General features: G+C 35.8%; 1 protein-coding gene. It reads left to right on the top strand.

Annotation, left to right across the window (positions count from 1 at the left end; translation table 11 throughout):
* The first annotated feature begins 45 nt into the window (after positions 1–45).
* The gene (locus tag EV07_RS03305; protein ID WP_152557846.1) at positions 46–564 is read left to right on the top strand and encodes a hypothetical protein; all 519 of its coding nucleotides are present in this window, start codon (positions 46–48) and stop codon (positions 562–564) included.
* Positions 565–679 lie beyond the last annotated feature (115 nt).

Genomic DNA, 679 nt, shown 5'->3' with positions numbered 1-679 from the left:
CTTTACTTCAATAAGGGTGATACTGCTAAAGCAATCAAGATTGTCTTGCAAAAGATACTTGAAAATCTAAAAGCTTTATTTGAGAACATCATAGAATTACTCAATTTAATCAAAAAACTTCTGCCTATAGAAGAAATCGAAGAGGAAATCAATCCTGCTAAAAATTCAGAGAGTCAGCAATCATCTCAAGACGATACCGTTATTGAAACCCCTCCTAATCCTCAAGATATTAATTCCTCTGAAGATCGTTCTACTCAAGACGATACCGTTATTGAAACCCCTCCTAATCCTCAAGATATTAATTCCTCTGAAGATCGTTCTACTCAAGACGATACCGTTATTGAAACCCCTCCTAATCCTCAAGATATTAATTCCTCTGAAGATCGTTCTACTCAAGACGATACCGTTATTGAAACCCCTCCTAATCCTCAAGATATTAATTCCTCTGAAGATCGTTCTACTCAAGACGATACCGTTATTGAAACCCCTCCTAATCCTCAAGATATTAATTCCTCTGAAGATCGTTCTACTCAAGAAAGCAACGACAACAATAAGGAGTCATAGTCAAGTTAGAACCCTATAAAAACAATCTTTAACATAAAAGGTCCTTAACAAATACCGTTTATGGCTAAGCTTCGAGAAAGTCTAATTAGGCTTCGTAAAAGTTATTTCNNNGTGA

It is taken from the genome of Prochlorococcus sp. MIT 0603 (genome assembly GCF_000760215.1).
Classification (GTDB): domain Bacteria; phylum Cyanobacteriota; class Cyanobacteriia; order PCC-6307; family Cyanobiaceae; genus Prochlorococcus_E.
Note: the sequence above shows the minus strand (reverse complement) of the source record. Positions and strands in the feature narration are given on the sequence as shown.